At 56.1% G+C, this 5858-nt stretch carries 7 protein-coding genes and 4 pseudogenes; 8 read left to right on the plus strand and 3 right to left on the minus strand.

The genetic code is table 11. The annotated features are described in order from the left end of the window. Positions 1-13: 13 nt before the first annotated feature. Together M7439_RS12935 and M7439_RS01865 are read left to right on the plus strand one after the other, a co-directional pair. Positions 14-163 carry an ATP-binding protein gene (locus tag M7439_RS12935; protein WP_374045739.1) on the plus strand — a complete coding sequence of 50 codons (150 nt, stop codon included), beginning with the start codon at positions 14-16 and terminating at the stop codon, positions 161-163. Then, a pseudogene (locus tag M7439_RS01865) lies at positions 150-275 on the plus strand (ATP-binding protein); the annotation flags it as partial. The gene M7439_RS12935 and the pseudogene M7439_RS01865, both read left to right, overlap by 14 nt. Positions 276-459: 184 nt before the next feature. Here M7439_RS01865 and M7439_RS12940 read toward each other — a convergent pair. Continuing rightward, positions 460-654: pseudogene (locus tag M7439_RS12940) on the minus strand (helix-turn-helix domain-containing protein); the annotation flags it as partial. 12 nt (positions 655-666) lie between these two features. Continuing rightward, positions 667-912 (minus strand): hypothetical protein, encoded by a 246-nt coding sequence (locus tag M7439_RS01870; RefSeq protein WP_298343187.1) that lies wholly within the window; start codon positions 910-912, stop codon positions 667-669. Between the two features lie 90 nt (positions 913-1002). Between M7439_RS01870 and M7439_RS01875 the strand changes: the two are divergent. Next, a pseudogene (locus M7439_RS01875) lies at positions 1003-1284 on the plus strand (VOC family protein); the annotation flags it as partial. Between the two features lie 769 nt (positions 1285-2053). Here the strand turns inward: M7439_RS01875 and M7439_RS01880 are convergent. After that, the gene (locus M7439_RS01880) at positions 2054-2950 is read right to left on the minus strand and encodes a LysR family transcriptional regulator (RefSeq protein ID WP_298347403.1); all 897 of its coding nucleotides are present in this window, start codon (positions 2948-2950) and stop codon (positions 2054-2056) included. Positions 2951-3051: 101 nt separating this feature from the next. On the opposite strand from M7439_RS01880, the gene M7439_RS01885 reads away from it, so the two are divergent. The 5 genes and pseudogenes from M7439_RS01885 to M7439_RS12945 all read left to right on the plus strand — a co-directional run bounded on the left by M7439_RS01885 (position 3052) and on the right by M7439_RS12945 (position 5296). Next, a complete protein-coding gene (locus M7439_RS01885; protein ID WP_298347402.1) occupies positions 3052-3426 on the plus strand; it encodes a nuclear transport factor 2 family protein in 375 nt (124 codons plus the stop codon). A gap of 6 nt (positions 3427-3432) precedes the next feature. Then, positions 3433-3783 (plus strand): MmcQ/YjbR family DNA-binding protein, encoded by a 351-nt coding sequence (locus M7439_RS01890; RefSeq protein WP_298347406.1) that lies wholly within the window; start codon positions 3433-3435, stop codon positions 3781-3783. Positions 3784-3831: 48 nt separating this feature from the next. Further along, positions 3832-4455 carry a disulfide bond formation protein DsbA gene (locus tag M7439_RS01895; protein WP_298347401.1) on the plus strand — a complete coding sequence of 208 codons (624 nt, stop codon included), beginning with the start codon at positions 3832-3834 and terminating at the stop codon, positions 4453-4455. Between the two features lie 107 nt (positions 4456-4562). After that, positions 4563-4712 (plus strand): annotated as a pseudogene (locus M7439_RS01900) (isocitrate lyase/phosphoenolpyruvate mutase family protein); the annotation flags it as partial. Positions 4713-5071: 359 nt separating this feature from the next. Then, positions 5072-5296 carry a GNAT family N-acetyltransferase gene (locus M7439_RS12945; protein WP_374045738.1) on the plus strand — a complete coding sequence of 75 codons (225 nt, stop codon included), beginning with the start codon at positions 5072-5074 and terminating at the stop codon, positions 5294-5296. Positions 5297-5858: the final 562 nt, after the last annotated feature.

Consider the following 5858-nt stretch of genomic DNA (forward strand, 5'->3'; position numbering starts at 1 on the left):
ATCCAAGGTGGAGGTGTTGATACTCGATGACTTTCTCATTCGACCCATCAGTCCAGATGCCGCCAGTGACACCCTAGAGGTGATCGAGGATCGTCATGGACTGCGCTCCACGATTCTCACCTCACAGCTGCTAAGTCGCGAGCTGGTACACAAGCATTGGTGACCCAACGATCGCTGACGCGCTCCTCGACCGACTGACGACGAATCTTCACCGAATCGAGTTGAACGGAGAATCGATGCGCAAAGTGGTCCAGTCACCCAATGCGAACCGATGACAGGAGGCCCCACACCTAGGATGAGAACGATCGATCACCGACCAAGAACCATCACCAGAAAGGAGGTGAGGTAGGGGTTAAGCGCGGCACCAGATGGCTACCGAACACACCCCACCTGAGACTGTCCGAAAACTCCGGATTCGGTGTCCGAAATGAGCGAAATGTGCAGTTTGAGTCCAAAGGTTCACCAGATCCTCCCAACCGTGGAAGGAGACACACCAGCTAGGGCTGCCATGGTGTTGGTTGACCAATGGGTTGATGAGTCGGGTGGAGTGGTCGTGGTAGTGAGTTTGATGATCTCCGCGATCTTGTCATCCCCGTGGGTTCTTGGAGTCCCAGATCTTGGTGCATCCGAGAGTGTCTTTACCCCAAACAATGAGAACCGTCTTCTCTACTTATCTACTGTTTGCGCTGATAGCGAGAGTTTTCTGGCAATCTCGGTGGTACCCATCCCCTCAGCTGCGTACAAAGCGATCTTGGCTCGACGCACCTGAGCCTGTGGGGCCGTGGTTTGACGAACAAGGGCCTCTAAGTGCTCTCGTTCCTCCTTTGAGAGCGTCACGTGATAGAGGATGGGACGTCCACCGACGTTCCTTGCACGATCCTCATTTATTGATTGCTCTTCCTGCTTTCCCATAACCGACTACCTCCCAGAGTAGATACCAACTGGGATAACCAGGCGTAAGAGTTGAAAATTCCTTATTGAAGGAATTTCCGGCTAGGGACACTAGGTTGGCCGTTGGTCTGGGATCAGAACGAGGAAACTGCCATTCGCTCGCCTCGTGGTGGTCTAAAGATCACCTGGGGAGGACCTCCGCTGGCACCGAAGACCGGCAAGTACCGGCTGCACTTCCATATTGCCCCACCCCTCGGCGGTGATCAGCAAGCAGAAGTCGATCGTCTTGTCTCGCTCGGGGCGAGCCGGGTCGAAATCGGCCAGGGAGAGGTGAGCTGGGTGGTCATGGTAGATCCTGATGGTCACGAGTTCTGCGTGTTGACGCCTCGATAGTAACTTCGATTCGGTACTCCGGTCAAAACCCACGTGGAATGACTTCATCGGAATCAGGGATAAGGCCGCTACTGCGCCAATTTGAGCCCTCGAAGCGAGAATCACTACGATCTTCACTCGAAGATCTTGGGTCCACCACTCTCCCTCGCAAGCCGGTATGAGACATTCGCGGCGGGAAGTTTGCCAAGATGTTCCCTGAGCGTGTCGCCACAAACTAGCCTCGCATCGAACTAACTGGAGAGCATGAGCCTTCCAAGACTGAGCAGACGCCTGTAGAACAAACGAGGTGAATCGAAATCAGGAAGCCGTTCTGTACGGCGCATTTTTTGCCGGGTCGGACCAGCTATGTGTTGAGAGTCTAGGCATCGAGAAGCAATAAGGTAGATCCTCGTACTTGCACAACTCCTAAGAACTGGAGAAAACATTTCAGGCTTCACTGTAAAGAGTATTCCGACAACGTGGTGGACATGCCGATTAGCAATTGAGTTCGCTAACCGAGATCGTGGCGCGGTTCATGTGGCTGCCACTCTCTTTTGAGTACGAGCGTACCATGTGACTGCGTCCGCATGGGCATCTGTGTGAACTCAAGCGCGAGTCTTCAAAGTCGATGACCCGAGTGCGACGTCCTACCCGAGGATGAGGACTCAACACACCGTGCAGGATCGCTGCGGTTTCCCCTTTTGCAAGGAACTGCGTGTCGATAAACAATCACAGCCGGCAGGGAGTTCAGTGGTCCCGCGACGCTAGACGACGGGGTTCCAATGCACTATCATTTGTCATCGCTGTCTTTGCTAAGGACTGCACGGGCATGGCGAACGAGTGCCTTGGCAGCTGGGCTAGACCCTTCGTCCGCTCGCCAAACAAGTTCGATGCGAGATCTCATCGAAGGTTTAGTTACTGCGAGGGGGTGCAGATCAGAGCTGTAGGCGGCAAGCGACTCGGGAAGGATCGCAATACCGAGATCTTGCTGGGCAAGCTGCATGACAAGGTCGAGCGCACTCGCCTCCAGCGCTACTCGTGGTGCGAACCCGACGCTCGCACAGGCTTGATCAAGGCAGGTACGAATTCCGGTACCCTTGGGGAGGCAGATGAGGGGCTGATCGGCTAACTCTTGGAGGCGAATCGATGACTTACCTGCGAGAGGATGATGGTGGCTGACCGCCGCTACGAGTTTTTCGTCGGTGATGACTTGGGACGCGACTCCACCCGGACATGGCCCTGCGAGACCGACCCACGCCAGATCGAATGTTCCGCTAATGATTCCGTCAAGGAGGCGGTCGGAGGTGGCCTCCGACAGCGAGATCTCGACGCCGGGATGATCCCGATGAAAGCCGGCAAGTAGCTCGGCGAACTCAACTGAGGCACATGAAGTGATCATGCCTACCTTCACGCTCCCGCGCACAAGTCCAACGAGCTCGTCCATGGCGAGCCGGCTGTTGGCAACGGCGCCGAGTGCAGCACGTGCATGGGGAAGCAGAGCCATTCCGGCCGCCGTGAGACGTACGTTCCGATCCGAGCGATCGAAAAGGATCTCGCCGAGTTCACGTTCGAGACGGCGGACCTGTGCGCTCACGCCTGGCTGGGCCACATGGACCTTGGTTGCAGCCTTGGTGAAGCTCCCCTCTTCGGCTACTGCGATAAAGTACTCGAGCTGCCTTAGTTCCATAACCGATGATTCTAGTAACGAGAACAGATTGATCTGTCACTTCTGCTTGCTGGAGCGCTAAGGTGGCCATAAGAGCGACCATCCAAGAAGGGAGAACTTGAATGTCCCAGATCCAAAGAGCCATGAAACCCGAAGACATTACCTATCTGTTCGTAGAGCGGGCCAACGCAGGCGACGCCACTGGCATCGCCGATCTCTACGAGGACCAAGCCGTGATGGCGTACCCGCCAGGCGGCCAGACTGCCGGACGCGACGCCATCTTCCAACTATGGAAGATGGTTTTGGAGGCGGCTCCGCGCTTCGAACCCGAAGAGCCCCTGCCAGCACTTGTCAGTGGAGACATCGCCTTGACCGCCACGGTTGCCAAAGACGGTAGGGGAGCACGGGCCCAAGTCTGTCGACGACAAGCCGACGGTACCTGGTTGCGCGTGCTCGATCTACCCGAGATCGTAGCCTCCTTGGAGTCTGGCGAGTAACCGGTGATGATCGCTGAAGATTGGCTCCGGTCTGTCGCATTGGCCCTTCCCGATGTCCAAGAGAAAGAGACGTGGGGCAAGCCTACCTTTCGGGTCGGGAGGAAGCTATTTTTGACGTTGGCTCCAGATGGATCCACGGCGACGATGAAGGCTTCGCTCGGTAATCAAGCGGAGCTGGTGGCCAAAGACCCTGAAGTCTTCTCCATCGCTCCCTATGTTGGCCGCTACGGCTGGATCAAAGTCTCTCTCGATCGTTGTGATTTTGACCTGCTGGAAGAGTTAGTGCACGTGGCATGGAGTCAAAGCGCCCCAAGAGACATCTGTGCACGTCGAAAATGTCGCCCCAGCCTAAGCTAGGACGTCTTTAGGGCTCACAAGGGAATGAGGATCAACGAAGGGAGGCCGATGACACAAATCAAGGTAGACCTATGGGTCGATCCAATTTGCCCATACGCCTGGATGACCTCGCGCTGGTTGTTGGAGGTTGAGCGAGTGCGGCCTATCGTCGCGCAGTTCCACGTCATGAGCCTGTCGGTGCTCAACGAAGGTCGCGAGAACTTGCCGGAGCGATATCAACGCTTACTCGACATCGGCTGGGGTCCAGTGCGCATCGCCATCGCGGTCGAGGAGAACTACGGTCCCGAAGCGCTGCGCTCCCTTTACGAGGCGCTCGGCACCCGCCTGCACCCCTTGGGACGCGATATCGATCGAGAACTCTACCTCGAAGCTCTGTCCGAGGTGGGTCTACCCGCTTCTCTTGCCGATGTGGCCAAGAGCACTGACTTTGACAGAGCACTTCGCGCGAGCCATCACGCCGGGATGGATCCTGTTGGCGACGAAGTCGGTACCCCGGTTATCCATGCGCCGGGAGTAAGCGGGGAAACCGTGGCCTTCTTTGGCCCCATAGTTATCCCTGCCCCCAAAGGCGAGGCTGCGGGTCGGCTCTGGGATGGGGTTCTGCTCGTTGCCGGTACTGACGGTTTCTTCGAGTTAAAGCGATCCCGCACGCGCGAACCGACTTTTGACTGAAAGAGTGACCTCATCGCGATAAAAGGGGAGGTAAATGGGGTGAGCGCTACTGGCAAAGCTGCCAAACTGTTGCAAGTGCAAATAGACGCAGAACTTCTTGTGCTTGTCAATCTCTGGACATGGCCTCTGCCCAGGTCGTTGCCTCCCAACCCGGCTGCAAGGCGCTCGCCGCTGCAAGTGCCGCTATCGCTGCCCCCTTTGGCTATCCCGACGCAGAGCACATCCCCTTTGATTTGATGCTTGACACGACAACCTAAATTGTCGCAGCAACCGAACTAGCAGTCAGTGCCGACCGAGAAGCAGACTACGGCGATGTTTCTTCCATGCCACGCTTGATGAATTGGTTCAATTCGCCATCCGAACATCGTCTCGATGGTCGGATGGATGTCGCGGTGCGAGCTCAAGTGCCGCTGCCCATTGCGCAACCAAATTTAGGAATCAATCGCTTCGCCAATGTGATCTGAGATTCTCTTCTCCAACCCGAACATTCGGTGATCGTGTCGGACTCTCGCAAGAAGGCGCCAGAGTCCGGCGTCACTACGCCATAGGTTGCGTGGGAAACGGTGTTTGGCGTTCTAGTTGGTGAGCAAGTCGGCTCAATAGTTCGCATCGCATCGTGGGTTTTTACACCCTTGAAGGGAGTCCGCCCAAAGGTGAGCTCGGCATGCTCTTCGTTGAGCCCGATTGCATCGGAACTGGAGTGGGTCGACTCCTATGGAAGCATATGGTTGGTCAAGCGCCCCTACTCGGTTTCCGGTCTGTCAGGATCGAGGCTATCTTCTCCATTCCATCGCATCTGAACAGGAGAAATGCTATCGCTGTCCATCGTTTCGATGGTTAACGATGGACAATGCAATGCGATGGTTGCCGGTTCCGGATGGCACACATAGGCGTGATGTCCGAAACCTCATTACCCCTCACTAACTGGGAGTTGATGGACGAGTTTGCTTCGAAGTCTGACGCAGTGACAGGTATTGTTCCCCTCGCGGTGGGGGTGCTCGAGGAGGAATGCGTTGTTGCATCCTGGATCTCACTGGAAGGCCCCTTAGTTTCGTTGGAGATGTCAGCAGACAGTCTTGCACTCCGGTGCACTGACGTTTCGAGAACAGGTCCCAGCGGGTCCCACCATGATGGAGATCCACCACGATCCTGACCTGTTGATCGTCGATAGACGACAAAGCGTTTGGGTAATCCCAGCGGATCAAGCTGCGGACTAGCGTTTCGCAAACATGGTGCACGAGTCGCCATTCGCTGCCAACGGTGCGTGCTCTCGATACGATCTTGGGTTATGTCCAGGCTTTGGAATGTGCACCGAGATCCACAAGAAGAGCAGTTATGCCGAGTTGGCGAACCAGCATCTGTGAGCACCAGCCCATAGCCCCGTCGGTTACAAGATCCTCCCC

It is taken from the genome of Ferrimicrobium sp., from assembly GCF_027319265.1.
Classification (GTDB): Bacteria; Actinomycetota; Acidimicrobiia; order Acidimicrobiales; family Acidimicrobiaceae; genus Ferrimicrobium.

Coding starts and splice junctions, on each gene's coding strand:
- M7439_RS01890 (WP_298347406.1), top strand. CDS start 3,433: ATGATCGCTGAAGATTGGCTCCGGTCTGTCGCATTGGCCCTTCCCGAT.
- M7439_RS01870 (WP_298343187.1), bottom strand. CDS start 912: ATGGGAAAGCAGGAAGAGCAATCAATAAATGAGGATCGTGCAAGGAAC.
- M7439_RS01885 (WP_298347402.1), top strand. CDS start 3,052: ATGTCCCAGATCCAAAGAGCCATGAAACCCGAAGACATTACCTATCTG.
- M7439_RS01895 (WP_298347401.1), top strand. CDS start 3,832: ATGACACAAATCAAGGTAGACCTATGGGTCGATCCAATTTGCCCATAC.
- M7439_RS01880 (WP_298347403.1), bottom strand. CDS start 2,950: ATGGAACTAAGGCAGCTCGAGTACTTTATCGCAGTAGCCGAAGAGGGG.